The 26,033-nt window shown below is 69.5% G+C and carries 23 protein-coding genes; 15 read left to right on the forward strand and 8 right to left on the reverse strand.

Annotated features, from left to right (window positions below; genetic code table 11):
* Positions 1-106: 106 nt before the first annotated feature.
* Positions 107-595 (forward strand): GNAT family N-acetyltransferase, encoded by a 489-nt coding sequence (locus AB4Z09_RS12210; RefSeq protein WP_114722527.1) that lies wholly within the window; start codon positions 107-109, stop codon positions 593-595.
* A 2-nt stretch (positions 596-597) separates the two neighbouring features.
* Here the strand turns inward: AB4Z09_RS12210 and AB4Z09_RS12215 are convergent, their stop codons facing one another.
* Positions 598-1,248 (reverse strand): ACT domain-containing protein, encoded by a 651-nt coding sequence (locus tag AB4Z09_RS12215; protein ID WP_114722526.1) that lies wholly within the window; start codon positions 1,246-1,248, stop codon positions 598-600.
* A gap of 186 nt (positions 1,249-1,434) precedes the next feature.
* Here AB4Z09_RS12215 and gatC point away from each other — a divergent pair, with 186 nt between their 5' ends.
* From gatC to AB4Z09_RS12230, 3 genes are all read left to right on the forward strand, one after another.
* The gene (gatC, locus tag AB4Z09_RS12220) at positions 1,435-1,734 is read left to right on the forward strand and encodes an Asp-tRNA(Asn)/Glu-tRNA(Gln) amidotransferase subunit GatC (RefSeq protein ID WP_031938977.1); all 300 of its coding nucleotides are present in this window, start codon (positions 1,435-1,437) and stop codon (positions 1,732-1,734) included.
* The gene (gene gatA, locus AB4Z09_RS12225; protein ID WP_442239802.1) at positions 1,731-3,215 is read left to right on the forward strand and encodes an Asp-tRNA(Asn)/Glu-tRNA(Gln) amidotransferase subunit GatA; all 1,485 of its coding nucleotides are present in this window, start codon (positions 1,731-1,733) and stop codon (positions 3,213-3,215) included. Before gatC ends, gatA begins: the two co-directional genes overlap by 4 nt.
* Positions 3,216-3,343: 128 nt before the next feature.
* The gene (locus AB4Z09_RS12230; RefSeq protein WP_442239803.1) at positions 3,344-4,858 is read left to right on the forward strand and encodes a flavin-containing monooxygenase; all 1,515 of its coding nucleotides are present in this window, start codon (positions 3,344-3,346) and stop codon (positions 4,856-4,858) included.
* On the opposite strand, the gene AB4Z09_RS12235 is transcribed toward AB4Z09_RS12230, so the two are convergent.
* The 3 genes from AB4Z09_RS12235 to AB4Z09_RS12245 are packed head-to-tail and all read right to left on the reverse strand — an operon-like array spanning position 4,785 to position 7,368.
* Positions 4,785-5,312 (reverse strand): mycothiol transferase, encoded by a 528-nt coding sequence (locus tag AB4Z09_RS12235; protein ID WP_174911683.1) that lies wholly within the window; start codon positions 5,310-5,312, stop codon positions 4,785-4,787. The two genes, AB4Z09_RS12230 and AB4Z09_RS12235, sit on opposite strands and share 74 nt — an antisense overlap.
* A 44-nt stretch (positions 5,313-5,356) precedes the next feature.
* A complete protein-coding gene (locus tag AB4Z09_RS12240; RefSeq protein ID WP_442239804.1) occupies positions 5,357-6,718 on the reverse strand; it encodes an alpha/beta-hydrolase family protein in 1,362 nt (453 codons plus the stop codon).
* Entirely contained in the window at positions 6,715-7,368 is a 654-nt protein-coding gene (locus AB4Z09_RS12245) for a hypothetical protein (protein ID WP_442239805.1), read from the reverse strand. Before AB4Z09_RS12245 ends, AB4Z09_RS12240 begins: the two co-directional genes overlap by 4 nt.
* Positions 7,369-7,610: 242 nt before the next feature.
* Between AB4Z09_RS12245 and AB4Z09_RS12250 the strand changes: the two genes are divergently transcribed.
* The 5 genes from AB4Z09_RS12250 (at position 7,611) to AB4Z09_RS12270 (ending at position 13,349) form a co-directional block, all read left to right on the forward strand.
* Positions 7,611-8,774 carry a sensor histidine kinase gene (locus AB4Z09_RS12250; RefSeq protein ID WP_114722605.1) on the forward strand — a complete coding sequence of 388 codons (1,164 nt, stop codon included), beginning with the start codon at positions 7,611-7,613 and terminating at the stop codon, positions 8,772-8,774.
* 9 nt (positions 8,775-8,783) lie between these two features.
* Complete coding sequence (locus AB4Z09_RS12255) at positions 8,784-9,446, forward strand: response regulator (RefSeq protein ID WP_114722520.1); 663 nt, start codon at positions 8,784-8,786, stop codon at positions 9,444-9,446.
* A gap of 82 nt (positions 9,447-9,528) precedes the next feature.
* A complete protein-coding gene (locus tag AB4Z09_RS12260) occupies positions 9,529-10,560 on the forward strand; it encodes an ATP-dependent 6-phosphofructokinase (RefSeq protein WP_442239806.1) in 1,032 nt (343 codons plus the stop codon).
* A gap of 22 nt (positions 10,561-10,582) precedes the next feature.
* Positions 10,583-12,094 carry an Asp-tRNA(Asn)/Glu-tRNA(Gln) amidotransferase subunit GatB gene (gene gatB, locus AB4Z09_RS12265; protein WP_174911671.1) on the forward strand — a complete coding sequence of 504 codons (1,512 nt, stop codon included), beginning with the start codon at positions 10,583-10,585 and terminating at the stop codon, positions 12,092-12,094.
* Between the two features lie 22 nt (positions 12,095-12,116).
* Positions 12,117-13,349 carry a cation:proton antiporter gene (locus tag AB4Z09_RS12270; protein ID WP_174911668.1) on the forward strand — a complete coding sequence of 411 codons (1,233 nt, stop codon included), beginning with the start codon at positions 12,117-12,119 and terminating at the stop codon, positions 13,347-13,349.
* A gap of 3 nt (positions 13,350-13,352) precedes the next feature.
* On the opposite strand, the gene AB4Z09_RS12275 is transcribed toward AB4Z09_RS12270, so the two are convergent.
* Positions 13,353-14,498, reverse strand: coding sequence for a PQQ-dependent sugar dehydrogenase (locus AB4Z09_RS12275; protein WP_174911666.1), 1,146 nt, complete (start codon positions 14,496-14,498; stop codon positions 13,353-13,355).
* 111 nt (positions 14,499-14,609) lie between these two features.
* Here AB4Z09_RS12275 and AB4Z09_RS12280 point away from each other — a divergent pair, with 111 nt between their 5' ends.
* Positions 14,610-15,521, forward strand: a complete 912-nt coding sequence (locus AB4Z09_RS12280; protein ID WP_442239807.1) for a DoxX family protein — start codon at positions 14,610-14,612, stop codon at positions 15,519-15,521.
* Between the two features lie 78 nt (positions 15,522-15,599).
* Here AB4Z09_RS12280 and AB4Z09_RS12285 read toward each other — a convergent pair whose 3' ends face one another.
* The 3 genes from AB4Z09_RS12285 to AB4Z09_RS12295 all read right to left on the reverse strand — a co-directional run bounded on the left by AB4Z09_RS12285 (position 15,600) and on the right by AB4Z09_RS12295 (position 19,217).
* Positions 15,600-16,499, reverse strand: coding sequence for a hypothetical protein (locus AB4Z09_RS12285; protein ID WP_442239808.1), 900 nt, complete (start codon positions 16,497-16,499; stop codon positions 15,600-15,602).
* A gap of 155 nt (positions 16,500-16,654) precedes the next feature.
* On the reverse strand, positions 16,655-18,496 hold the full coding sequence (gene ilvD / locus AB4Z09_RS12290; RefSeq protein ID WP_174911663.1) for a dihydroxy-acid dehydratase: 1,842 nt from the start codon (positions 18,494-18,496) through the stop codon (positions 16,655-16,657).
* Positions 18,497-18,683: 187 nt separating this feature from the next.
* Positions 18,684-19,217 carry a PH domain-containing protein gene (locus AB4Z09_RS12295; RefSeq protein ID WP_442239813.1) on the reverse strand — a complete coding sequence of 178 codons (534 nt, stop codon included), beginning with the start codon at positions 19,215-19,217 and terminating at the stop codon, positions 18,684-18,686.
* 268 nt (positions 19,218-19,485) lie between these two features.
* Between AB4Z09_RS12295 and AB4Z09_RS12300 the strand changes: the two genes are divergently transcribed.
* The 5 genes from AB4Z09_RS12300 (at position 19,486) to AB4Z09_RS12320 (ending at position 25,972) form a co-directional block, all read left to right on the forward strand.
* Positions 19,486-21,426 (forward strand): acetolactate synthase large subunit, encoded by a 1,941-nt coding sequence (locus tag AB4Z09_RS12300; RefSeq protein WP_174911661.1) that lies wholly within the window; start codon positions 19,486-19,488, stop codon positions 21,424-21,426.
* Complete coding sequence (gene ilvN, locus AB4Z09_RS12305; RefSeq protein ID WP_174911658.1) at positions 21,423-21,926, forward strand: acetolactate synthase small subunit; 504 nt, start codon at positions 21,423-21,425, stop codon at positions 21,924-21,926. The genes AB4Z09_RS12300 and ilvN overlap by 4 nt, the downstream gene beginning before the upstream one ends.
* Before the next feature lie 77 nt (positions 21,927-22,003).
* A complete protein-coding gene (gene ilvC, locus AB4Z09_RS12310) occupies positions 22,004-23,005 on the forward strand; it encodes a ketol-acid reductoisomerase (protein ID WP_174914848.1) in 1,002 nt (333 codons plus the stop codon).
* Between the two features lie 265 nt (positions 23,006-23,270).
* Positions 23,271-24,863, forward strand: coding sequence for a phosphoglycerate dehydrogenase (gene serA / locus AB4Z09_RS12315; protein ID WP_114722603.1), 1,593 nt, complete (start codon positions 23,271-23,273; stop codon positions 24,861-24,863).
* Positions 24,864-24,958: 95 nt separating this feature from the next.
* A complete protein-coding gene (locus AB4Z09_RS12320; RefSeq protein WP_442239809.1) occupies positions 24,959-25,972 on the forward strand; it encodes a 3-isopropylmalate dehydrogenase in 1,014 nt (337 codons plus the stop codon).
* Positions 25,973-26,033 lie beyond the last annotated feature (61 nt).

The raw sequence follows: 26,033 nt of genomic DNA on the forward strand, positions 1-26,033 counted from the left end.
GGCCTCGATCGCAGACCGTCCCAAATGTGGCGCGTGTCTCATTTGCGCCGCTCGGGGCATCTGAATCGGTTTTCTGACGGCGGCCAGTGGCTGACATAGTGACGCCATGATCGATATCCGGCCCGTCACACCTGCCGACTACGACACTGTCGGCGAGCTCACTGCCGACGTCTACATCGACGGTGGTTTCGTATCGGACAGCGACATGTACGCGGAGCGACTGCGCGACACCGCGACCCGTGCCGACCAGGCCGATGTCGTGGTGGCGCTGGTCGACGGCGAGATCGTCGGCTCGGTGACAATCGCCGAGCCGGAGTCGCCGTTCGCGGACGTCGCCGAGAAGGGTGAACTCGAGTTCCGCATGCTCGCGGTCGCGGCGTCGGCGCGCGGCAAGGGCGTCGGCTCCGCGCTGGTGCGCCACGTGCTCGACGTCGCGTACGACCGCGGCGACCGCGCGGTCGTCATCTCCACGCAGCCCGACATGGTCGACGCGCGACGCATATACGACCGCAACGGTTTCGTTCCCGCGCCCGAGCGCAACTGGGAACCGATCCCCGGCATGGAGCTGACCGCGCTGGTGCGCGAACTCGTCTGACGTCAGCCCAGGACGGTGGCGACGATGCCGGCGAGGTAGCCCAGTCGCGCCACCTCCGACGGGCGGAACTCCGGTCCGCCGGGGCGCCCGAGTAGCAGTGCCCGGCCGGTGCTGCCGAGCGGGGCGGCCGCGAGGGTGGTGTCCATGTCGCGCCACACCTGCGGCACCCAGTCGTCGTTGCCGTCGAGGACCGTGGCCTTCTTCAGTGGCATCCAGGGCGCGTCGCCGGCGTGGGTCTCGGGTGCGCCCGGGCTACCGACGACACGGAACGAGCCGTGCGGGCCGATGTCCATGACGGTGGACCAGCCGACCCGCAGCACCCGCGGCGCCCCGTCGACGAGGACCTGCAGGCGGTCGGAGTGCGCGGTGGCGACGTGGTCGATCAACTCCAGCTCGCGGTGGGTGTCGAGGATGCCGGAGTAGGGGCGGATGGAGTCGACCCGGACGTCGGGGAGCTTCTCCGCCGCGGTGATCAGAGTGTCCGGCAGTGACCCGGCCTCGACGTCGACCACCAGGTCGTCGACGGCGAATCCGGATCCTCGCTCGACGACGTCGAGCGAGAGGATGTCCGCTCCCACCGAGCCGAGTGCGACGGCGAGTGCGCCGAGGCTGCCGGGTCGGTCGGGGAGTTGGACGCGGAGCAGGTAGGACACGTGCTGCCTTTCCGTTCGTTCGGTGCCGGGTCCGACGCCGAAGACGGGACACAGTGCGCACCCCCGCCGTTCCCTATCCTTTCACCCCGGGCTCGCGTCCGCTGGGGTGACGGGCTGCACGACCGATCCGGCCACGCTCTAGGCTGGTCGGGAACGTTCACTTCGACCTGAAAGGGGTCACCGAAGGTGCCTGCCATCTCCCGTGACGAGGTCGCCCACCTCGCCCGGCTGTCCCGGCTTGCCCTGACCGACGCAGAACTCGACGAGTTCGCCGGTCAGCTGGATTCGATTCTCAGCCACGTGAAGGCGGTGTCCGAGGTCGCGGCAGATGATGTCCCGCCCACCGCGAACCCCAATCCGATCGCGAACGTGACGCGGCCGGACGTCATCGTGCCGGGGCTGACGCCCGAGCAGGCGCTGTCGGGTGCGCCGGCCGTCGAACAGGATCGGTTCGCCGTTCCGCAGATCCTGGGAGAGGGCGAATGAGCACCGATCTGACTCGTCTCGACGCCTCGGAGCTGGCGTCGAAGATCCACTCGCGCGAGATCTCGTCGGTGGAGGCCACGCAGGCACACCTCGACCGGATCGGTCAGGTGGACGGCGAACTGCACGCGTTCCTGCACATTGCGGGCGAGCAGGCGCTGGTCGCGGCCAAGGAGGTCGACTCCGCTCTCGCTGCCGGTGAGGCGCCGTCGTCGGCGCTCGCGGGCGTGCCGATCGCGCTCAAGGACGTCTTCACCACCACCGACATGCCGACCACGTGCGCGTCGAAGATCCTCGAGGGTTGGGTGTCGCCGTACGACGCGACGCTCACCACCAAGCTGCGCAAGGCCGGGATCCCGATCCTGGGCAAGACCAACATGGACGAGTTCGCGATGGGCTCGTCCACCGAGAACTCCGCGTACGGGCCCACCCGCAACCCGTGGGACACCACGCGGATCCCGGGTGGCTCGGGCGGCGGCTCGGCCGCGGCGCTCGCGTCGTACCAGGCCCCGCTCGCGATCGGCACCGACACCGGCGGCTCCATCCGGCAGCCCGCCGCGGTCACCGCGACCGTCGGCACCAAGCCCACGTACGGCACCGTCTCGCGCTTCGGTCTCGTCGCCTGCGCGTCGTCGCTCGACCAGGGTGGCCCGTGCGGCCGCACCGTCCTCGACACCGCGCTGCTGCACGAGGTGATCGCCGGGTACGACCCGCGTGACTCCACGTCGCTGAACGAGCCCGTCCGCCCCGTCGTCGAGGCGGCCCGCCAGGGCGCGACCGGCGACCTGAAGGGCGTGCGCGTCGGCGTCGTCAAGGAACTGCACTCCGACAGCTACCAGCCGGGCGTCATCTCGTCGTTCGACGCCGCGGTCGAGCAGTTGACGGCCCTCGGTGCCGAGGTCGTCGAGGTCTCGTGCCCCAACTTCGAGTACGCGCTGGCCTCGTACTACCTGGTGCTGCCCAGCGAGGTGTCGTCCAACCTCGCGCGCTTCGACGCCATGCGGTACGGCCTGCGGGTCGACGACGGCGACATGAGCGCCGAGCAGGTCATGGCCGCGACCCGCGCTGCCGGCTTCGGCAAGGAAGTCAAGCGCCGCATCATGATCGGCACCTACGCGCTGTCGTCGGGCTACTACGACGCCTACTACGGTTCGGCGCTCAAGGTCCGCACGCTGATCGCGCGTGACTTCGACGCCGCGTACGAGAAGGTCGACGTGCTGGTCTCGCCGACCAGCCCGTTCACGCCGTGGAAGCTGGGCGAGAAGGTCGACGACCCGCTCGCGATGTACCTGTCCGACCTGTGCACCCTGCCGACCAACCTGGCGGGCCACTGCGCGATGTCGGTTCCGTCGGGTGTGTCCGCGGATGACGGCCTGCCCGTCGGTCTGCAGATCATGGCCCCGGCTCTGGCCGACGAGCGCCTGTACCGCGTCGGCGCGGCCTACGAGGCCGCCCGCGGGCCGATCGCGTCGCCCGTGAGCTGACGCCCGGCGCGTCACCGAACGCGTTCGGCAACAGCCCGGATCCGGACATTCGGATCCGGGCTGTTCGCTGTCGTGGGGGACTAGGCTCCGGGGCAGCAGGATGTGTGCGGGATGCCAGGAGGATCGAAGTGGGAAAGCCGTCGATCACGATCATCGGCGCCGGATTCGGCGGAATCGCAATGGCGCTCGAGTTGCGTCGTGCCGGGCTCACGGACATCACGATCCTGGAGAAGGGCGACGACGTCGGCGGTGTGTGGCGCGTCAACACGTATCCCGGCGCGGCGTGCGACGTGCCGTCGCCGCTGTATTCGATCTCGTCGGAGCCCAATCCCGAATGGTCGCGGCGGTTCTCGGAGCAGCCCGACATCCTGGCGTACCTGCGCGACATCGCCGAGCGGCATCAGTTGCGGCCGCTGATCCGGTTCGGGGTCACGGTCATCGAGGCCGAGTTCGACGAGCACGTCAACCGGTGGTCGGTGCGGACCGCCGATGGTGAGATCGTCGAGTCCGACGTCCTCGTCACCGCGGTCGGCCAGTTGTCGCGCCCGGCGCTGCCCGACATTCCGGGACGCGAGACGTTCGCCGGGCCCGCCTTCCACTCGGCCGAGTGGAACCACGACGTCGATCTGGCGGGCCGACGCGTCGCGGTGATCGGCACCGGTGCCAGCGCGGTCCAGTTCGTGCCGGCGATCGCCGCCGACGTGGGCCGGCTGACGCTGTTCCAGCGATCGGCGCCGTGGATCCTCCCGAAACCCGATCGTGTGTACGGGGACCGGCATCACCGGATCTTCCGGTCGGTGCCGGCGACGTTGCGGGGCGAACGCCTCGTCACCTGGGGGATATTCGAGTTGCTCACCGTCGGCCTGCTCGACACCAGGTGGCGCGGCGGCATCGCGGGCGCACTGGCGCGCAGGCACCTGCGCAAGCAGGTCACCGATCCGGCGCTACGGGCGGCACTGACGCCGGACTACGAGCCCGGCTGCAAGCGGATGCTGTTGTCGGACGAGTACTACCCGGCACTGACGCGCGGCAGCGTCGACGTCGTCGTCGGCGCCATCGACCGCATCGAACCCGACGGTGTGCGGACGGTCGACGGAACCCTGCACCCGGCCGACGTGATCATCTACGGGACCGGTTTCGCCGCAACGGAATTCCTCGCGCCTATGAAGATTCGCGGACGCGCCGGACGGAGTCTGGACGACGCCTGGTCCGACGGCGCCCACGCGTATCTCGGCGTCACGACGGCCGGGTTCCCCAACCTGTTCCTGATGTACGGTCCCAACACGAACCTCGGCTCGGGATCGATCGTGTACATGCTCGAGTCCCAGGCCCGGCACATCGCCGGACTCGTCGAGTGGCTCGTCGAGCAGCCGGGGTGTGCGGTCGAGGTGGACGCCGGTGTCGAGCGCCGATTCGACGACCGCATCCAACGCAAGCTCGCCGACTCGGTGTGGAGCCTGTGCAGCAGCTGGTATCGCACCGCGTCGGGCAAGATCACCACCAACTGGCCGGGCACGGTCACGGCCTACCGGCGCCGGACCCGACGCCCCGACCGCCGCGACTTCCGGATCACCGCGCCTCGAACAGCCCCCGCACGTACGCGGCCTGCCCCAGATGCTGCAGGCAGTCGCCGATCACACTGACGAGGCGCACCGAGACGGTCACGGGCGGATCCCAGCGGCGATCGACGATCCGGTCCAGCTCGTCGGCGGTGAGTTCGTCGATGTACTCGAGTGTCGCCAGGTGCACGTCGCCGTGATAGTCGGCGAGCAATCGGGCGTCCGCGTGCACGATGCCGACGTCGGCGCTGCTGTGCCCGTAGCCGACGTCGCCGGCCGGGAACGGCAGGGCGAACCGCTCCCGCCAACCCCGGGACGTCCAGGCCTGCTCCACGTCGGCGATGTCGCTCACGTGATCGTCCTGGACCCGGGTCAGGTGCCAGATCAGCCACGCGATCGAGTTGGCGTTCGGCCCCGGCCGGTAGTCGGACATCTCGGGTGTCAGGCCGGCGCACACCTCGACCACGAGTTCCCGGATGCGCTCGAAGTTGTCCCGCAGGATCTCGCGGGCCGCGTCCGTCTCCTTCTGTGGGGTCATGTGTCCACGGTAAGCGCACACCGCCGGTCGTGGGCGTCTTCGGATCAGGCGCAGTCCGGCATCCGTAGTCCCTGATCGGCGCCGTACCGGTGCCCGTGCCCGGTGGGAGCGTCGAGCGCGAACAGCATGTCCACGCCGGTCTGCAGGAAGCTGATACCGGGAATCCATTGCGGCACAGGTGCGTCGACGCGGACGTCGCCGAGGTCGGGTGCCCGGGTCAGCAGCGACGGTGACCACCACACCACCGGATCGGAACTGTTCGCGAGCACCGTCGCACCGTCGGTGCGCACCGCCCCGGCCGGGGGTCCGGCCCACAGAACGCTGCACGCGCGCGCCCGCTGGTCGTCGGCGTCGTCGAAGATCGCGCTGCCGCCCACCGACCCGAGACTCTGGCCGTACACGTGCAGCGCGGGCCGGGCATCGGCGGGCAGTTCGGCGATCCGTGTCGACACCGCCGCGAACAGTGTCCGCGCAGATTCCTCCGCGTCGGCCCGGCCGAACAGGAACGTCGCCCAGCTGGGCGCGTACGAGTACTGCATGCCGACGGTCGCGACGTCGCCGGCGAACCTGCGCTCGATACCGCGGGCGGCCTCGCCGTCGATCCATCCCGAACCCGTCGGGACGGCGACCACGACGTGCGATCGGGAGAACGCGCCCGTGCGGTCGAGCTCGTCCACCGCGAGCGCGGCCCGGGCGGCGACGTCGGGCGCCGAGTCGAGCCCGACATACGTGCGGACGGCCCGCGGATCGGATACGCCGGCCACGAACCGCCGGCCCTCCGCGCCGAGCGTCTTCCATGGAACGATCGAGTTTTGTTCGTTTGCAACGAGACTGGTGTCGATGACCGAGCTGGTGGTCCGAAAATGCTGCGCTGCAGCCGAAGCCGCCCGCGGTACCGCGATCAGGCTCGCGAGGGGGACGATCGCCACCAGCAGGCCGACGCAGCGCACCCATCCCAGGCGTCGCGCGAGCGTGACGCATCCCCGGGTGAGACCGAACAGTACGAGACACACCGCGACCGCCCAGAACGCGACCTGCGCCCAGTGTCCCGGACCGATCGCGGGCAGGCTCATCGCCGAGCGGAGCGCGTTCTGCCAGTGGTCTGCCGACGCCACCGACCACGCGAGGATCAGGCCTGCCAGCACGGCTGCGCCGGCCCGGGCGGCGTCGTGCGTGTGGCTGCCGCCGGCCGGTCGCGGCCGTCGGAGGAGTGCGGCCACGCCCCAGCACAGCGCCACCAGAATTCCGGTGAACACGCCCTGCGCGACAGGGGTTCGGGGGAGTAGCGACGGCGCCAGCGAGGCGACGGCTCCGGTGGCGATGGCCACCGACGTGCTCACCCGCGGCAACGCAACGGTGACCGCGAATCGGGCGCTCCCGGCATGCGCGCCGGGGATCGCGCTCATGCCGCCACCGCCGGGCTGGGAGCGACAAGGCCGAGCATCGGCCTGATCCTCCGCAGAGTCAGGGTCACGAGCAGCGCTCCGAGGGCGCCGAGCAGCCCACCCAGGCCGTACCGGATCCACGGTTCGTCGACCGGTGCGCCGAACCCCTGACGCATCGAGTTCATCCCCACGGCGGCCGTCGCGGTGTTCGCCATCGCGAAGCAGGACGTCCGGTCTGCAGCCCGGGCGTCGCACGCCGCGTGCATCCGTCGGTCGAGTTGCGCGTCCAGTTCGGTGCGCGCCCAGGCCCCGAGGTCGCCGCCGCCGCGGTGTGCGTAACGCAGCAGGTCGTACCCCAGATCGTGTGCCTTGCAGGCCGTGTCGAACTCGGCAGGCAGCGGTATCGGCGACGAGCACGCGCCGAGTGGATTGACGACCGTGCCGTCGATCACCGTCGGCCGATATCCCATGACGGCGGCGAAGTCGTCGGGAATCGCGGACGCGGCGAGGGCGTGGTCGTCGGTGGTCAGCAACGTCACGGCGGCCGCGGCCGCTCGGTTCTCCCGTGCCGGGGAGTGCGCGTCGGCGGTGGGGGCCGACACCGTCCCGGTGAGYGTCATCCCGCCGATCGCCACGGCGAGGACGGATCCGATCCATCTCGTAGTTCGCATGACAAACGACGCTAGAAATGGGCGCTACCCTGCGACATCACCCCGCGGTGCCGAACCGTGGCACGTCGCGGGAGTGATCGCGACCGGCGCCTGATACCCCGGAGCCAGTCGCATCTCACCCCTGGGTATGAGGACATTTCGAGTCCCGGTTCCTAGTGTTTCCGGGTGTGAGGAAACGAAATCGTGCACTCGACCGTGCGGCACAGGGCGCGGTCTCGGCCGCGGCCCCGCGCCTGAAGCGGATGAGCACGGGGCAGCGATTGGACCTGGTGGTGCTGTTCGTGACCGCGGTGCTGTACGCGATCGCGTGGCCCACGCTCCACGTGACGCACCATGTGCCCGCCGGCGTGCAGCCGCTGATCGGAGGGCTCGCCGCGCTGCCGCTCCTGCTGATCCGGGCTAATCCGGCGCTGGGATGGGCCATCTCGGCGGCGGGCGCGCTGGTGATCCCGGTGGTGTACCAGCGCGCCGACGACTACGACTTCCCGTGGCAGGTGGTCCACGTGATGGTGCTGATGGCGCTGCTGCTGGCGGTGAGCCTGCGGTCGCCGATCCCGGTGGTCGCGGTCGCGTGGGGCGCGACGACGCTGCTCTTCCTCGCCGACACGCCGGGCCAGGACGGGCGCGGCTGGGCGGTGGGTCTCACGGTCCTCGTGCTGTTCGGGCTGCTGATCCGCTGGCTGGTGATCTCGCGGCGCCAGCTCGCCGCCCAGGAGCAGACCAGCGAACTCGAACGAGCCCGCCGCGCGATCCTCGAGGAGAAGGCGCGGATCGCCCGTGACCTGCACGACGTCGTCGCCCACCACATGTCGATGGTCGTGGTGCAGGCGCAGAGCGCGCCGTATCGGCTGGACTCGGTGTCCGACGAGGCGAGGGCGGAGTTCGAATCCATCGGTGCCACCGCGCGGGAGGCGCTCAACGAGATCCGAGGCCTGCTCGGCGTGCTGCGCAGCGACGGGGACACCACCGAGCGGGCCCCGCAGCCCGGCGTCGCGCAGATCGAGGAACTGCTCGACGGCAGCGTCCGTGCCGGTATGTCGCTGTCGCGCAGCATCTCCGGGGAGCCGTCCGCGATCTCCGAGACGACGGGGCTGACGGTGTACCGGATCCTGCAGGAGTCGCTGGCCAATGCCAGCCGGCACTGTCCGGGCGCGCACGTGGAGGTCGTCGTCGACTTCTCGCCCGCCGTTACGTCGCTCGTCGTGACGAACGGTCCCGCGGTGGGAGCCGAACCGCGTCCCGAGTCGTCGGGTGGCAGCGGGATCGCCGGCATGCGGGATCGTGCCCGCGCCGTCGGCGGCACACTCGACACCCGCGCACTCGACGGCGGGGGATTCGAGGTCCGGGCCCATATTCCGGGGAGTGTCCCGGTTGTGGCCGGCACCCCGGCCGGGCCGGCCGCCTAGTCTGTCACGGTGGCGATCACGGTATTCATTGCGGACGACCAGGCGATGGTAAGGCAGGGTTTCGGCGCGCTGCTCGGTGCACAGCCGGACATCAGTGTCATCGGTGACGCGCCGGACGGGCGGGTCGCCGTCAGCGAGGTCAAGCGCCTGCGCCCCGATGTGGTGCTGATGGACGTGCGGATGCCGGAGATGAACGGTCTCGACGCGGCACGTGAAATCCTTTCCGCCACAACGGAACATCCGGTTCGGGTGTTGATGCTCACAACGTTCGACATCGACGAGTACGTCTATGAGGCCCTCGGGCTGGGGGCGAGCGGGTTCATGCTCAAGGATGCGCCGGCCGAGGAGCTGATCCGGGCGGTGCGGGTGGTCGCGGCCGGTGAGGCGCTGCTCGCGCCGAGCGTCACGCGTCGTCTCATCGCGGACGTCACCCGTCGGCGTTCGGCGCCGCGCCCGCGGAACACTCGGTTGGAGTCGCTCACGCCGCGCGAGCGTGAGGTCCTCGAACTCATCGCGGCCGGGCTGTCGAACACCGAGATCGCCGAACGCCTGTTCGTTGCGGAGCAGACCGTCAAGACGCACGTCGGGAAGGTGCTGGCGAAGCTGTCGCTGCGGGATCGTGCGCAGGCCGTCGTCCTCGCCTACGAAACGGGACTGGTCACGCCCGGTTGATCGACTCGGCGTGCCTGATCGGCGCGGGCGCGGCAAGATGAGAAGGGACCGCTCTGCTCCGCGATGGCCGAGAGGGGCCGTGATGCGCATCGGAATCCTGACCGGGGGCGGCGACTGCCCCGGATTGAACGCCGTCATCCGCGCTGTCGTGCGCACTGCGGACGCGCGCTACGGCAGTACCGTCGTCGGGTTCCAGGACGGCTGGCGGGGTCTGCTCGAGGACCGCAAGATGCAGATGCGCAACGAGGACCGCATTGACCGGATCCTCGCGCGCGGCGGCACCATCCTCGGCACCGCGCGGGTGAACCCGCAGAAACTGCACGACGGCCTCGACCGGATCAAACAGACCCTCGACGACAACGGCATCGACGTGCTGATCCCGATCGGCGGCGAGGGCACGCTCACCGCCGCGAGCTGGCTCGCCGACAGCGGTGTCCCCGTCGTCGGGGTGCCCAAGACGATCGACAACGACATCGACTGCACCGACGTCACGTTCGGCTTCGACACCGCCTTGACCATCGCCACCGACGCGATCGACCGGCTGCACACCACCGCCGAATCACACCAGCGGGTGATGCTCGTCGAGGTGATGGGCCGGCACGCGGGCTGGATCGCGTTGCAGTCCGGCATGGCGTCGGGCGCGCATCTGACGCTGGTGCCCGAGGAGCCGTTCGACGTCGACGAGGTGTGCGCGCTGGTCAAGAAGCGCTTCCAGCGCGGCGACTCGCACTTCATCTGCGTGGTCGCGGAGGGGGCCTCGCCCGACCCGGCGTCGATGACGCTCCGCGAGGGCGGCATCGACGAGTACGGACACAAGATCTTCACCGGTGTCGCGCAGCAGTTGGCCGTCGAGATCGAACACCGCATCGGCAAGGAGGTGCGCACGACGGTGCTCGGGCACGTGCAGCGCGGCGGGACGCCGACCCCGTACGACCGGGTCCTCGCGACCCGATTCGGCGTCCACGCGACCGACGCCGCCCACAGCAACCAGTTCGGTCAGATGGTGGCGCTGCACGGCACGAACATCGAGTTGGTGCCGCTGTCGGAGGCGACCAAACAGCTCAAGACCGTGCCCGTCGAGCGCTACCGGGAGGCGGCCGCGTTCTTCGGGTGACGGGGCGCATAAACTCATGGCCATGACTGCCGCCGTGTCCGCTGACCTTCTCGACTATGACGCCGTCCTCGCGAAGTTCGAGCCCGTATTGGGCATGGAAGTGCACGTCGAGCTGCACACCAAGACCAAGATGTTCTGCCCGTGCCCCACCGAGTTCGGTGCCGAGCCCAACACCCAGGTGTGCCCCGTGTGCCTCGGCATGCCCGGAGCGTTGCCGGTGGTCAATCAGGCCGCCGTCGAGTCCGCGATCCGCATCGGCCTGGCGCTGAACTGCTCGATCACCCCGTGGGGCCGGTTCGCGCGGAAGAACTACTTCTACCCGGACCAGCCGAAGAACTACCAGATCTCGCAGTACGACGAGCCCATCGCGACCGAGGGCTACCTCGACGTGGTGCTCGACGACGGCAGCACGTGGCGTGTCGACATCGAGCGCGCGCACATGGAGGAGGACACCGGTAAGTCGCTGCACGTCGGTGGCGCCACCGGCCGAATCCACGGTGCGAGCCACTCGCTGCTGGACTACAACCGCGCCGGCGTCCCGCTCGTGGAGATCGTGACCAAGCCCATCACCGGTGCAGGTGAGCGCGCGCCCGAGGTGGCCCGCGCGTATGTCGCCGCCCTGCGTGATCTGCTCAAGGCCCTCGATGTCTCCGACGTCCGCATGGACCAGGGCTCGCTGCGCTGCGACGCGAACGTCTCGCTGATGCCGATCGGCGCCGAGGTGTTCGGCACCCGCACCGAGACCAAGAACGTCAACTCGCTCAAGAGCGTCGAGGTCGCAGTCCGCCACGAGATGCGCCGTCAGGCCGCCGTCCTCGTCTCCGGTGGCGAGATCATCCAGGAGACGCGGCACTTCCAGGAGGCCGACGGCACCACGTCCGCCGGTCGCCGCAAGGAGACCGCCGAGGACTACCGCTACTTCCCCGAGCCCGACCTCGAGCCCGTCGCGCCTGACGCCGATTGGGTCGAGGAACTCCGCGGCACGCTGCCCGAGCTGCCGTGGCTGCGCCGCGCGCGCATCCAGCAGGAGTGGGGTGTCTCGGACGAGGAGATGCGCGACCTCGTCAACGCCGGCGCACTCGACCTGGTGATCGCGACGACCGAGGCCGGCGCGCCCGCGTCCGAGGCCCGCTCGTGGTGGGTCGCCTACCTGAGCCAGCAGGCCAACACCCGGAGCGTCGAGCTCACCGCGCTGCCCATCACGCCCGCGCAGGTCGCCGAGGTCATCGGGTTCGTCGCCGAGGGCAAGCTCACCAACAAGCTCGCCCGCAAGGTCGTCGACTACGTGCTCGACGGTGAGGGCGATCCGGCACAGATCCTCGCCGCGCACCCGGAGCTCGTGGTCGTGCGTGACGACAGCAAGCTGCAGGCCGCGGTCGACGAGGCCCTGGCCGCGAACCCCGACATCGCCGACAAGATCCGCAGCGGCAAGGTCGCGGCGGCCGGCAAGATTGTCGGCGACGTGATGAAGGCAACTCGCGGGCAGGCCGACCCGGCGCGCGTCAAGGAGCTCGTCATCGCGGCGTGCAGCTGATCGGGCAGTAATGTAGCGGCGCATGGACGCCGCCGTCGCCACCTCACTGTTCTGGATCGCCGTCGCGGCCGTGGTCGCGCCGTTGGTCGCCGGATCACTGCCCCGCAAGCTCGTGCCCGAGGTCGTGCTGCTGCTCGTGGCCGGGATCGTGATCGGTCCCTACGTGCTCGAACTTGCCGACGCCGGCAGCGAGATCGAGATGCTGCGGGAACTCGGACTGGGCATGCTGTTCCTCCTCGCCGGATACGAGGTGGACCGTGAGGAGCTGACCGGCCGCGGCGGTCGGCGCGCCCTCGTCACGTGGCTGGTGTGCCTGGCCGTCGCGTTCGGGATCGTCGCCGCGTTGGGGGCGGCGGGTCTGGTGCACTCGGAGATCGCCGTGGCGATCGCGCTGACGTCGACGGCACTCGGCACGCTGCTGCCGATCCTCAAGGATCGCGGGCTCGTCGAGACGCCGATCGGCAAGGCGGTACTCAACCACGGCGCTGTCGGCGAGATCGGCCCGGTGATCGCGATGGCCGTGCTGCTCGGCGCCCGCGGCGCGATCATGTCCCTCGTCGTGCTCGCGGCGTTCGCGGTGGTGGCGGTCGTCGTCGCGATGCTGCCGACCAGGATCCTGCGCGAGGGCTCGGACCTGCTCGCGGTGATCCGCCGCGGCGCGGACACCACGGCCCAGACGACGGTTCGCCTGGTGATGCTCCTGCTGGTGGCGCTGATCGCCGTCGCGGCGGTGTTCGACCTCGACGTCATCCTCGGCGCCTTCGCGGCCGGGTTCATCCTGCGACGCGCGGTGCCCGACGGCAACGAGCAGCTCGAGGCGAAACTCGAGGGCCTGGCGTTCGGGCTCCTGATCCCGATCTTCTTCGTCACGTCCGGGATGGCGATCGACGTGTCCGCGGTGGCGGGCGAGCCGGTGGTCCTGCTCGCCTTCCTCGGCCTGCTGCTGGTGGCCCGCGGTCTCCCGGTGTTCGTCGCGTCGCGCTACGACCGGGGACCGGCCGGCGCGAATTTCGACACCCGCGAGCAACTCCAGATCGCGCTGTACTCGACCACGGGTCTTCCGCTCATCGTCGCAGTCACCGGCGTCGCGGTGTCGGCGGGCGAGATGTCCAATGCGACGGCGTCGATCCTCGTCGCGGCCGGAGCCATCACGGTGCTGGTGCTGCCGATGCTCGCGAGCGCGCTGGCACGCGGCGACCGGGGCGAGCACGGAGATCGGCGAGACCCGCAGACGGCCAGACCCGCGAGCGCCTGAGCGTCAGTCGGTCCCGCCGCCACCGCTCGGCAGCGGAAGCTTCACGACACGATCGTCGGTGGGACCGGGCTCCCCGCCGGACTTGTTCACCGTGGCCGCCCAGATCTCGCCGGCACCGCTGATCACCGTCCCACCGAGACGGCCGTAGAGCTTCTGCGCCAGCAGGGCCGGCGCCGAGGTGACGGCACCGGTGTCGTGCTCGGTAGCCAGGACCGCCATCGCCTGCGCGTCGGTCAGGGCGACCGCGACCGCGCCCCGTGCGGCGGCGCATCCGGCGACCCCGGGCTTGTCCGGCCACGTCCACGCGGGCGCCCCGACGGTTCCGTCCGGTCGGACGCGCTGGATCCGATCCTCGAGTGCTGTACGGTCCGTGACCCACACGCCACCACCGGGATCCGCGCACACGTCGCCCACCCGACCCAGCCCGGACAGTACGACGGCGGGCCGTGGCGGATTCGGGGTCGAGGACAGCGCGGTCACACCGAGCAGCTTTCCGGCGAGCGACGCGGGATCGGCCGCGGCCGCGGGATTGCCGGTGTCGCCCGTCAGGACCATCAATTCTCCGGGCGTCGAGAACGTCAGTGCGCCGGCGTTTCCGACGTCGCCGCGCGGAATTCCGGTGAGGACGTCCTTGGGCGTGTCCCCGGGCGCGATGCGGACCACCCGGTTGTCACTGCCCGTCGTGATGTAGGCGTAGAGGAGGTTGTCCTCGGTGTACGTGGGGGACAGCGCGATGTCGAGCAGGCCGCCGTCGGATCCGGAATCGACGGGGATCCTGGCGAACTCGGTCGGCTTCTCACCCGGCGCCACCCGCACGATGCGCCCGGTGCGACGCTCCGCCACCAATGCGGAGCCGCCGTCGGGCAGCATCACCAGCCCGCCGGTCGCATCCAGGCACGTGGCAATGACATTGGGGTCGCGGTCGAAGCAGGGGTCGTTCGGCACCGACGGCTCGGGCAGCACCGACGAGGGTGCGGACGGTTCGCGAGGCTGCACCTCCGCACCGGAACCGAACGTCGGCTCGGGGGTGAACGGCGACGATGTGGAGTCGTCGAACCGCGCGCATCCGGCGGCCGCCACCACAGCGATCGAACAGATGGCTGCCGTGGCCGCCCCTCGAACCTTCCGGCCCGGTACACCCTTCGTCATGGTGCAGACGTTACGGAAGCCCGGGCGGGGTGCGCCACGCGGCGCGGTGTGACCGGCGCGCCGGGCCTCGCTACCCGGTCAAGCTCCACGAACCGTCCTAGGCTGCCATGCGTGACTGACAAGTCGAAAGATCACACCGAGTCCACCGGCGCGGGGTCCGCGCCGAGCCCGTTCGATCAGCCGACCGAGAGGTTCGCCGCGCAGTCCGTCGACCGGGGGAGCCGACCGTTGGCGCACACCGACGACGACCTCGACTTCGACGACAGGGGCGCCTCGAGTCTGCCGACGGAGCAGATTCCCGCCTTCCGCCCCGCTCCCGCGCCGACCGGCATCGAGGACCAGCCCACCACCGTGATCCAGCGCGACGACGCCACCGTGCCGACGCCGACCCTGTCCCCGCCGATCGTGTCCGAGCCGATCGTGTCGGAGCCGATCGGCGATGCGTCGACGGTCGCCGCCCCGGTCGCGGTCCCGCCGATGCCGGGCTCGGACGGCGGGGCGGACAACCGGCGCGGCACGCTGGATCTCGGTCTGCTGGTCCTGCGACTCGTGGTCGGCGGCACGCTGCTCGCGCACGGCCTGCAGAAGCTCACCGGATGGTGGAACGGGCCGGGCCTCGGCGGCTACCGGGACATCCTGGTGGACTCCGGGTTCGACCACGCGCGGGTTCTTGCGGTGGCCGGCGCGGTCGGCGAGGTGGCCGGCGGTGCACTGCTGATCCTCGGCCTGCTCACTCCGATCGCGGCCGCCACGGTGGTCGCCGTGATGATCAACGCGTGGTGCCTCAAACAGTCCATGGTGCCCGGCCTCGAGTACTTCGCGCCCGAGGGCATCGAGTACGAGACGGTGCTCGGTGCGGCCRCGGCCGCGATCATCCTGACCGGTCCGGGCCGGATCTCCCTGGACGGCCGCCGCAAGTGGGCCACCCGCCCGTACGTCGGATCGACGGTGATCCTGATCCTCGGTGCGGCCGTGGGTGTCGGCGTGTGGATCTTCCTCAACGGGGCAAACCCCGTCATCTGACGCCTGCCGCTCCGGTTCTCGTCGTGCCGCTGGTCCCATCGGGGGAGCGGCACGACCATTTCCGGAGCGGCGGCGGGCTCAGCCGAATGCGCGCCGCAGCCGTCGCACCACCTCCTCGGGTGTGCTCAGCTCCCGCCAACCCCATCGCGCGACGCCGTATCCGGCCGTGCGGATCCGGTCCTCGCGCAGCTTCTCCTCGATGACCGCCTGTTCGGTGGTCTGACCGGGGCGCAGATGCTCGGCGTACTTGCCGAGCCCGTCGAACTCGCCGACCGCGCGCTCGCCCTCGAACCAGAAGTCGACACGGCCGATCCAGGAATCGCCGTCGAACAGGTCCCGCTGTGGTTCCGGCGCCGGCAGCCGGGCACGGTGGATCAGTACACGGCTGCGGGATTCGCCGACACTCTCGCTCCGACCGTCCATGAACGCGGCCGCCCGCGCCGCCCCGCGTCGGCCACGACACCGGACGAGCGCGTCCTCGAGATCCTCGGGCGTCACCAGTCCGGTGGCGAGCGCGTTGTCACCCGACACCACCGCGCTCTCGAACGGCGTCGTCCGCGCGAGGTCGACGATCGTTCGGGCGGGCGCTGTGACCGGCACACCGTCCACGACGACGATGACCTCGGCGGGCAGCCGTGCGACGTGCACATGTCGACGAGTGGTGATCTTGCCGCCGGAGGCGCGGTCGAGGGTGGAGTGCACCCGCCGCAGCGGCACGGCCCACACGGCGATCCCGTGCAGTACCGCCGCCGACACGTGGCTGACGACGGCATCCGGGCACGCCGACGCCGCGGCGAGGACCGCCAGTCTGTGTTGCGCGACGGAATCGAGTCGGGCGAGGTCGGCGGCGCGGACGTACGCCCCGGGTCGGACCGCGAGCAGTTCCCGCGACCGTCGGGCCGCGCGTAGTTCGTGGTCGGTGAAGCCGCGACCGAGTGCGTCGGACCTGAACACCAGTGGTGTGCCGTCGAATTCCATGTATCGAGCCTGACGTCGCCGGAGCCGTCGACGGTGCTCGATCCGCGATCTGTGGGTGGATTTCTCGGTATCCACAGATCTGCCGCTCCGGAAACGGCTGTGCCACGCCCCCGATCGGGGACGCGGCACAGCGAAAAGCGGAGCGGCAGGACCTCTTACGGCACGTGGCGGACGGCGCCCTTGTCGGCCGACGTGGCCAGCGCCGCGTAGGCGCGCAGTGCGGTGGTGACCGAGCGCTGACGATCCACCGGCTGCCACGGGCGCTCGGAGGCCTCCATCTTGGCGCGGCGCTGCGCGAGCGTCTCGTCGTCGACGAGGACCTCGAGGGTGCGGGTCGCGACGTCGATGCGGATCTGGTCGCCGTCCTCGACCAGACCGATCACACCGCCCGACGCAGCCTCGGGGGAGATGTGCCCGATCGACAGGCCGGACGTGCCACCCGAGAAGCGACCGTCGGTGACCAGTGCACACACCTTGCCGAGACCGGCGCCCTTGAGGAAGGCAGTGGGGTGCAGCATCTCCTGCATGCCCGGACCACCCTTGGGGCCCTCGTAACGCACGACGATGACGTCGCCCGGCTTGATCTGCTTCTGGAGGATCACCGAGACCGCCGCCTCCTGAGACTCGACGACGACGGCCGGACCCTGGAACGAGAACAGCTCCTCGTCGATGCCCGCGGTCTTGAGGATCGCGCCGTCGACGGCGATGTTGCCGCGCAGCACGCACAGGCCGCCCTCGACGGTGTACGCGTGCTCGAGGTCGCGAATGCAGCCGCCCTCGGCGTCGGTGTCGAGCGCGGACCAGCGGTTGTTCGTCGAGAACGGCTCGGTGGTGCGCACACCGCCGGGGGCTGCGTGGAACAGCTCGAGTGCTTCGTCGGACGCCTTGCCGGAGCGGATGTCCCACGTGTCGAGCCACTCGTCGAAGCTCTTGGTGTGGACGGTCGAGACGTCGGTCTCGAGTAGGTTCGCGCGGCGCAGTTCACCGAGGAGAGCGGGGATGCCACCGGCGCGGTGGACGTCCTCCATGTGGTAGTCCGAGTTGGGGGAGACCTTCGACAGGCACGGCACGCGACGGCTGATCTCGTCGATGGTGCTCAGGTCGAAGTCGACCTCGCCTTCCTGCGCGGCCGCGAGGGTGTGCAGCACCGTGTTGGTGGAGCCGCCCATCGCGACGTCGAGTGCCATCGCGTTGCGGAACGCCTTGGGGGAGGCGATGTTCCGGGGCAGAACCGACTCGTCCTCGTCGCGGTAGTAGCGCAGCGCCGCCTCGACGACGGTGGTGCCGGCCTTGCTGAAGAGGGCGCGACGCGCCTCGTGGGTGGCCAGCGTGGAACCGTTACCGGGCAGTGCGAGTCCGAGTGCCTCGGTGAGGCAGTTCATCGAGTTGGCGGTGAACATTCCCGAGCACGAACCGCACGTGGGGCACGCGCTGCGCTCGACCTCGTCCAGGCCCTCCTCGGACACGGAGTCGTTGGCGCTCGCCGAGATCGCGGTGATCAGGTCGGTGGGGGCCTGCGCGACGCCGCCGACGACGACGGCCTTGCCGGCCTCCATCGGGCCGCCGGAGACGAAGACCGTCGGGATGTTCAGGCGCATCGCGGCATTGAGCATGCCGGGGGTGATCTTGTCGCAGTTCGAGATGCACACCAGGGCGTCGGCGGTGTGCGCGTTGACCATGTACTCGACGGAGTCGGCGATGATCTCGCGGCTCGGCAGCGAGTAGAGCATGCCGCCGTGGCCCATCGCGATGCCGTCGTCGACGGCGATGGTGTGGAACTCGCGCGGCACGCCACCCGCTGCGCGGACGGCCTCGGCGACGATCTCGCCGACGTTCTTCAGGTGAACGTGGCCGGGCACGAACTGCGTGTAGGAGTTCGCGATCGCGACGATCGGCTTACCGAAGTCGGAGTCGGTCATACCGGTTGCGCGCCAGAGCGAACGGGCTCCGGCAGCGTTGCGTCCGACGGTGGTGGTGCGTGACCTCAGCGGGGGCATGGGCGAATTCCTTCGTCGATCAGCGGTTCTCGGCGGCGGGCTGTGCTCGCCGAGCGCGGCGTAATACGTGAACTGGTGGGTCCGTGAAGGTGCTGGTCGCTGGACCCGATTTCGGCTGGTGTGGCAGCCTCGTCATCTCCGGTGGGAGCGAGAGACATCCTGGTTGGACGCTACCCCCGCGCGCGAGCTAGTCGGTATCCGGCTCCGAATCGCCGGCGGACTCGGGCTTCGCGGCCCCCGGAGATTCGATGGACTGGGCGGCCTCGTCGGCCGCCGCGGCCTCGGCGCGAGACTTCTCCGCCTGTGCCTCGCGGGCTGCGGCGTACGGGTCGGTGATGCGGCCGCCACTCGCCGACGCGAGTTGCGGCAGGCGTCCGAAGGTCACGGTGGGCAGGGAGACCTCGTTGCCGTCGAGGAGTTCGGCGCGTGCCCAGCCGCGTTTGGGGAAGCGGAAGCCCTTGATCTGATCCCACGATATGGACTGCGAAGAGAAGGCTCGGCGCAGCTCGAGGCCGTCCGGGCCGACGGTGGTCCGCACGCGCAAGACCCAGGCCCCGATCAGGAACGGGATCACCAGCGTCCAGCCGAACGCGGCCGGCCATCCGAGAACCGGGAAGCTCAAGCAGAACAACAGGAACAAGCACGCCATCAGGGCGAGTGGGGAAATCCGGATGACCTGTCGGTCGTCTGAGGGCGTATGGGATGATGGCACCGGTGGCACGGGCTGCTGAGGAGATGACACCTCTACATCTTCGCACTGCAGCCGAGGCATCTTACATTCTGGGACAGCGCACTCACCAAAGTTGACTGTCTACCATTGACGCGCCTACCGTCGAGCGCGTGAAGCAGAATGAGTTGCTCGTAATCGGCCGGCGCGTCGTCGCCTGAGCCGGTTCTTACAACTCGCCAGATAACGACGCGCCACCCTCGTACAGCGGATGCTGACGAGGGTTTTTTGTTGCCCGGAGCCAGAATCAGAGGACTTTCCAGTGAGCGCACCAACCGCACGGCCTCAACCCACGCCGCGCAAGTCGGGAGCAGCCAGCCCGACAACCGCGGCCGCCGCCACGCCGACCGGTAACCGTCGTCAGGTCGCCCCCGAGCGGGTCACCGGCGCGCAGTCCGTGGTCCGCGCCCTCGAGGAGCTCGAGGTCGACACTGTGTTCGGTATCCCGGGTGGTGCCGTTCTGCCGGTGTACGACCCGCTCTTCGATTCGCAGAAGGTTCGGCACGTCCTGGTGCGTCACGAGCAGGGCGCGGGTCACGCCGCGACCGGCTACGCCCAGGCGACCGGCAAGGTCGGCGTCTGCATGGCGACGTCGGGTCCGGGTGCGACCAACCTGGTGACCCCGCTCGCCGATGCTCAGATGGACTCGGTCCCTGTCGTCGCGATCACCGGCCAGGTGGCGCGTTCGCTGATCGGGACCGACGGTTTCCAGGAAGCCGACATCTCCGGCATCACCATGCCGATCACCAAGCACAACTTCCTCATCACCGACGGCGTCGACATCCCGCGGATCCTGGCCGAGGCGTTCTACCTGGCGTCGAGCGGCCGCCCGGGCGCGGTTCTCGTCGACATCCCCAAGGACATCCTGCAGGCGCAGACCACATTCTCGTGGCCGCCGGAGATGCACTTGCCCGGCTACCGCCCGGTCACCAAGCCGCACGGCAAGCAGGTCCGTGAGGCTGCGCGCCTCATCGCCGACGCCAAGTCGCCGGTCCTGTACGTCGGCGGCGGCGTGATCAAGGCCGACGCCTCGCCCGAGCTGCTCGAACTGGCCGAGCTCACCGGCATCCCCGTCGTCACCACGCTCATGGCGCGCGGCGCGTTCCCGGACAGCCACCAGCTCAACTGCGGCATGCCGGGCATGCACGGCACCGTGGCCGCCGTTGCTGCGCTGCAGAAGAGTGACCTGCTGATCACGCTCGGCGCTCGCTTCGACGACCGCGTCACCGGGCAGCTCGATTCGTTCGCGCCCGACGCCAAGGTGATCCACGCGGACATCGACCCTGCCGAGATCGGCAAGAACCGCCATGCGGACGTCCCGATCGTGGGCGACTGCAAGGAGGTCATCACCGAGCTGATCGAGGCGATCCGTGCCGACCGGGCGACGGGCACCACCCTCGACCTCACCGAGTGGTGGGCGTACCTCGACGGCATCCGGCGCACCTACCCGCTGGCGTACGACCGCCCGGCGGATGGCGCGCTCTCGCCCGAGTACGTGATCCAGACCGTCGGCCGCCTCGCGGGCCCCGATGCGATCTACTGCGCCGGCGTCGGCCAGCACCAGATGTGGGCCGCGCAGTTCGTCAACTACGAGAAGCCGCGCACGTGGCTCAACTCGGGCGGCCTGGGCACCATGGGCTACGCGGTGCCCGCCGCGATGGGCGCCAAAATGGGCATGCCCGGCACCGAGGTGTGGGCAATCGACGGTGACGGCTGCTTCCAGATGACCAATCAGGAACTGGCCACGTGCGCCGTCGAGGGCGTGCCGATCAAGGTCGCGCTGATCAACAACGGCAACCTCGGCATGGTCCGCCAGTGGCAGACCCTGTTCTACGACGAGCGCTACTCCAACACGAACCTGGGCACCCATGGCGCGGTGCGGATCCCGGACTTCGTGAAGCTGGCGGAGGCTCTCGGCTGTGTCGGCATCCGGGTCGAGCGCGAGGAGGACGTCGAGGACGCGATCCGCACCGCACAGTCGATCAACGACAAGCCCGTCGTCATCGACTTCATCGTGGGCGCCGACGCCCAGGTGTGGCCGATGGTCGCCGCCGGCACCAGCAATGACGAGATCATGGCGGCCCGGGGAATCCGGCCGCTGTTCGACGACGACGAGGCTGTGTCCGAGCCCGCCGCCATCCACGAGGCCATGGAACGCGAGCAGCGTGCCGGCGAGGCCGCAGCAGGAGAGGATCGCCAGTGAGCACCAGTCACACCCTCAGTGTTCTCGTCGAGGACAAGCCGGGCGTGCTGGCCCGCGTCGCCGCACTCTTCTCCCGCCGGGGATTCAACATCGAGTCGCTCGCCGTCGGCGGCACCGAGGTCCCCGACATCTCGCGCATGACGATCGTCGTGACGGTCGACGAGTTCCCGCTCGAGCAGGTCACGAAGCAGCTCAACAAGCTGGTCAACGTGATCAAGATCGTCGAGCAGGACACCGACGCGTCGGTGGCGCGCGAGCTGATCCTGATCAAGGTGCGCGCAGATGCCAGCGTGCGCACGCAGGTCATCGAGACGGTGAACCTGTTCCGCGCCAAGGTGATCGACGTCGCGCCGGAGGCCGTCACGATCGAGGCCACGGGTACCCGCTCCAAGCTCGATGCGCTCCTGCGCATGCTCGATCCGTTCGGCATCCGCGAGATCGTGCAGTCCGGTGTGGTGGCGGTCGGCCGTGGGCCGAAGTCCATCACGGCCACCCGCTAGTACCGTCACACCCGACAACAACAGACAATCAAGCGTTCATAGAACCCAGAGGGAAGGTAAGAACTGTGGCAGTCGAGATGTTCTACGACGACGATGCAGACCTGTCGATCATCCAGGGCCGCAAGGTCGCGGTCATCGGCTACGGCAGCCAGGGCCACGCGCACTCGCTGAGCCTGCGCGATTCCGGTGTCGATGTGCGCATCGGCCTCAAGGAGGGTTCGAAGTCCCGCGCCAAGGCTGAGGAGCAGGGCCTGACCGTAGGCACGCCGGCCGAGGTTGCCGAGTGGGCCGACGTCATCATGGTGCTCGCCCCCGACACCGCTCAGGCGTCGATCTTCAAGAACGACATCGAGCCGAACCTGAAGGACGGCGACGCGCTGTTCTTCGGCCACGGCCTCAACATCCACTTCGACCTGATCAAGGCTCCGGAGAACGTCACGGTCGGCATGGTCGCCCCGAAGGGCCCCGGCCACCTGGTGCGTCGTCAGTTCGTCGACGGCAAGGGCGTCCCGGCCCTGATCGCCGTCCACCAGGACCCGAAGGGTGAGGGCCAGGCCCTGGCTCTGTCCTACGCCAAGGGCATCGGTGGCACCCGCGCCGGCGTCATAAAGACCACGTTCAAGGAAGAGACCGAGACGGACCTCTTCGGTGAGCAGGCCGTGCTCTGCGGTGGCACCGAGGAACTGGTCAAGACCGGTTTCGAGGTCATGGTCGAGGCGGGCTACGCCCCCGAGATGGCCTACTTCGAGGTGCTGCACGAGCTCAAGCTGATCGTCGACCTCATGTACGAGGGTGGCATCGCCCGCATGAACTACTCGGTGTCCGACACCGCCGAGTTCGGTGGCTACCTGTCCGGCCCGCGCGTTATCGACGCCGGCACCAAGGAGCGCATGAAGGCCATCCTGGCCGACATCCAGTCGGGTGAGTTCACCCGTCGCCTGGTCGCCAACGTCGAGAACGGCAACACCGAGCTCGAGGGCCTGCGCAAGGCCAACGCCGAGCACCCCATCGAGGTCACCGGCAAGAAGCTGCGCGACCTGATGAGCTGGGTCGATCGCCCGATCACCGAGACGGCCTGATCCACAGCTGACAGTTTCGGCCCGAGGCCGTGCGTTCTGTGCGCACGGCCTCGGGCCGAAGTCGTTTCCGGATTGTGGCGTGGATCTCCGAAGTGCTTCCCTTCGGTGTCCACTATGTGGTAGCGGATACCCGCCCTGCGGAATAGCTGCGCCGTGCCAACTAAACTGATCCTGACTACGGCCATCCGTGCGCGCCCTCGAGGTGCCCGGCCGTGGACATTTGCTCGACCTGAAACAGCCCGCACCCAACACAGGAGAGTTCCTCGTGAGCCAGAATGGCCGTCCCGTTGTCCTGATCGCCGACAAGCTCGCACAATCGACCGTCGATGCGCTCGGTGACGGTGTCGAGGTGCGCTGGGTGGACGGCCCCGACCGTCCCGCTCTGCTCGCGGCTGTGCCCGAGGCCGACGCGCTGCTCGTCCGCTCCGCCACCACGGTCGACGCCGAGGTGCTCGCCGCCGCGACGAAGCTGAAGATCGTCGGCCGCGCCGGTGTCGGCCTCGACAACGTCGACATCCCGGCCGCCACCGAGCGTGGCGTCATGGTCGTCAACGCACCGACCTCCAACATCCACTCGGCCGCCGAGCACGCCGTCTCGCTGCTGCTGTCGACCGCGCGTCAGATCCCGGCCGCGGACCGCACGCTGCGTGAGAAGACCTGGAAGCGCTCGAGCTTCAACGGCACCGAGATCCTCGGCAAGACCGTCGGCGTCGTCGGCCTGGGCCGCATCGGTCAGCTGTTCGCGCAGCGCCTCGCCGCGTTCGAGACCGAGATCATCGCGTACGACCCCTACCTGCCGGCCGCTCGCGCCGCGCAGCTGGGCATCGAGCTCGTCGACATCGACCAGCTCGTCGAGCGCGCCGACTTCATCTCGGTGCACCTGCCCAAGACCAAGGAAACCGCGGGCCTCCTGAACGCCGAGCGTCTGGCCAAGACCAAGGACGGCGTCATCATCGTCAACGCCGCTCGCGGTGGCCTGATCGACGAGGACGCGCTGTACGACGCGCTCGTCTCCGGCAAGGTCCGCGCCGCCGGCCTCGACGTGTTCAACACCGAGCCGTGCACCGACTCCAAGCTGTTCGACCTCGACAACGTCGTCGTCACCCCGCACCTCGGCGCCTCCACCTCGGAGGCCCAGGACCGCGCCGGCACCGACGTCGCCAAGAGCGTCCTGCTGGCCCTGGCCGGCGAGTTCGTGCCGGACGCCGTCAACGTCTCCGGCGGCCCGGTCGGTGAAGAGGTCGCGCCGTGGCTCGAGCTGGTCCGCAAGCTGGGTCTGCTCGCCGGCACCCTGTCGCCCGAGGCCGTCCAGAACGTCCAGGTCGTCGTCAGCGGTGAGCTGTCCGCCGAGAACGTCGAGATCCTGGGCCTGGCCGCCCTGCGCGGCCTGTTCTCCGCGAGCAGCGACGAGGCCGTCACGTTCGTCAACGCCCCGCAGCTCGCGGAGCAGCGCGGCGTGAGCGTGGAGGTCGAGAAGCACAGCGAGGCACAGACGCACCGCAGCGCCGTCGAGGTCCGCGCGGTTGCCGCCGACGGCACCGTCACCGCCGTCGCGGGCGCCCTGACCGGCCTGCAGCAGGTCGAGAAGATCGTCAACGTCAACGGCCGCAGCTTCGACCTGCGCGCCGAGGGCCACAACATCGTCGTGCACTACGCGGACCGCCCGGGCGTTCTCGGTGTGCTCGGCACCGTGCTCGGCAACGCCGGCATCGACATCCAGGCCGCCGCCCTGAGCCAGGACGTCGAGGGCACCGGTGCCACCGTCATCCTGCGCGTCAACCAGGTCGTCGGTGACGCCGAGGTCGCCCAGATCGTGGAGCAGCTCGACGCCCGCGTCGCGCAGGTCGACCTGTCCTGATCTTCCAGTCTGTACCGGTGGCCGCGATCGTCGAGGACGGTCGCGGCCACCGTCGGATTCTCCCGCTGTCGGTTCTACGAGAAGAGAGTGTGTCCATGAAGCTTGYGGTCATTCCCGGTGACGGCATCGGTGTCGAGGTCACCGCGGAAGCGCTGAAGGTGCTGCGGAAGCTGGTTCCCGACGTGGAGACCACCGAGTTCGACCTCGGTGCCAAGCGCTACAACGAGACCGGCGACCTGCTGCCGGAGGCCGAGCTCGACGCGATCCGTCAGCACGACGCGATCCTGCTCGGCGCGATCGGCGATCCGCGGTTCGTCGCGCCGGGCATCCTCGAGCGCGGGCTCCTGCTGAACATGCGGTTCCTGCTCGACCACCACGTGAACCTGCGTCCGGCCCGCACCTACCCGGGGTCGAGCTCGCCGCTGGCCGCGAACCCGGACATCGACTTCATCGTGGTCCGTGAGGGCACCGAGGGTCCGTACACCGGCAACGGTGGGTCGATCCGCGTCGGCACCCCGCACGAGGTTGCGACCGAGGTCTCGGTCAACACGTGGTTCGGCGCCGAGCGCGTCGTCCGCGCCGCGTACGAGCTGGCGCGGACCCGCCGCAAGCACCTGACGCTCATCCACAAGACGAACGTGCTCTCCAACGCGGGCCGGATCTGGACCCGCGCGATGGAGACCATCGGCGCCGAGTACCCGGATGTCGAGACGGCCTACTGCCACATCGATGCGGCGACCATCTACATGGTCACCGACCCGACGCGCTTCGACGTGATCGTCACCGACAACCTGTTCGGCGACATCATCACCGACCTCGCGGGTGCCGTCACCGGTGGCATCGGCCTGGCCGCGAGCGCGAACATCGATGCGTCGGGCACGAACCCGTCGATGTTCGAGCCCGTCCACGGCTCCGCACCCGACATCGCCGGCCAGGGGATCGCCGATCCCACGGCAGCGATCCTGTCGGCCGCGATGCTGCTGCGTCACCTGGGCCGTGAGGACGACGCCGTCCGCATCGAGGCTGCCGTCGAGGCTGATCTGGCTTCGCGTGGCGACGCCCCGATCGTCACCGCCGAGGTGGGCGACCGGATCGCGGCTGCCGTCTAGGTTCATCGAGTTCCACACGACACGACCGCCGCCCGGTAGCCGGGCGGCGGTCGTGTTGTTT

It is taken from the genome of Rhodococcus sp. TAF43 (genome assembly GCF_052113525.1).
Lineage (GTDB): Bacteria > Actinomycetota > Actinomycetes > Mycobacteriales > Mycobacteriaceae > Prescottella.

What these genes read in the sequence shown, in the direction of transcription:
- AB4Z09_RS12210 (WP_114722527.1), top strand. Translation starts at nt 107, where the DNA reads ATGATCGATATCCGGCCCGTCACACCTGCCGACTACGACACTGTCGGC.
- gatA (WP_442239802.1), top strand. Translation starts at nt 1,731, where the DNA reads ATGAGCACCGATCTGACTCGTCTCGACGCCTCGGAGCTGGCGTCGAAG.
- AB4Z09_RS12235 (WP_174911683.1), bottom strand. Translation starts at nt 5,312, where the DNA reads ATGACCCCACAGAAGGAGACGGACGCGGCCCGCGAGATCCTGCGGGAC.
- AB4Z09_RS12240 (WP_442239804.1), bottom strand. Translation starts at nt 6,718, where the DNA reads ATGAGCGCGATCCCCGGCGCGCATGCCGGGAGCGCCCGATTCGCGGTC.
- AB4Z09_RS12250 (WP_114722605.1), top strand. Translation starts at nt 7,611, where the DNA reads ATGAGCACGGGGCAGCGATTGGACCTGGTGGTGCTGTTCGTGACCGCG.
- AB4Z09_RS12260 (WP_442239806.1), top strand. Translation starts at nt 9,529, where the DNA reads ATGCGCATCGGAATCCTGACCGGGGGCGGCGACTGCCCCGGATTGAAC.
- gatB (WP_174911671.1), top strand. Translation starts at nt 10,583, where the DNA reads ATGACTGCCGCCGTGTCCGCTGACCTTCTCGACTATGACGCCGTCCTC.
- AB4Z09_RS12270 (WP_174911668.1), top strand. Translation starts at nt 12,117, where the DNA reads ATGGACGCCGCCGTCGCCACCTCACTGTTCTGGATCGCCGTCGCGGCC.
- AB4Z09_RS12275 (WP_174911666.1), bottom strand. Translation starts at nt 14,498, where the DNA reads ATGACGAAGGGTGTACCGGGCCGGAAGGTTCGAGGGGCGGCCACGGCA.
- AB4Z09_RS12285 (WP_442239808.1), bottom strand. Translation starts at nt 16,499, where the DNA reads ATGGAATTCGACGGCACACCACTGGTGTTCAGGTCCGACGCACTCGGT.
- ilvD (WP_174911663.1), bottom strand. Translation starts at nt 18,496, where the DNA reads ATGCCCCCGCTGAGGTCACGCACCACCACCGTCGGACGCAACGCTGCC.
- ilvC (WP_174914848.1), top strand. Translation starts at nt 22,004, where the DNA reads ATGTTCTACGACGACGATGCAGACCTGTCGATCATCCAGGGCCGCAAG.